At 45.1% G+C, this 337-nt stretch carries 1 protein-coding gene; it reads right to left on the reverse strand.

All coding sequences use genetic code 11. The features are described from left to right. Positions 1 to 337, reverse strand: a 337-nt coding sequence (locus NWP09_RS13405; RefSeq protein WP_258275964.1) for a biotin/lipoyl-binding protein, incomplete at both ends; no start/stop codon positions are given.

The raw sequence follows: 337 nt of genomic DNA on the forward strand, positions 1-337 counted from the left end.
ACGAATCACCGTATCTTGGCTGGCTTTTTCGGCAATATTGACATTGGCTTGTTCAGCCTTAATATGTTCAGCTTGCGCACGATACTCAACTTGGCTTTGCTCATATTCCAACTTGGAAATAAAACCTTGTTGCCACAGTCTGCGTTTGCGCTCTACCAATGATCTATTGAGCTCAGCTTGGGCTTGGGTCGCTGCGAGATTGGCATTTGCTTGTGCTAAGCGAGCGTTATTGTCTTGATTATTTAGCCGAACTAGAACCTGTCCTTTGGATATGGATTGTCCAATTTCTGCGGTAACCTGCATTGCTGTAGCACTGACTAGAGATTGCACACTGGTT

Source organism: Agrococcus sp. HG114 (assembly GCF_024723325.1).
In the GTDB taxonomy this organism is placed as follows: domain Bacteria; phylum Actinomycetota; class Actinomycetes; order Actinomycetales; family Microbacteriaceae; genus Agrococcus.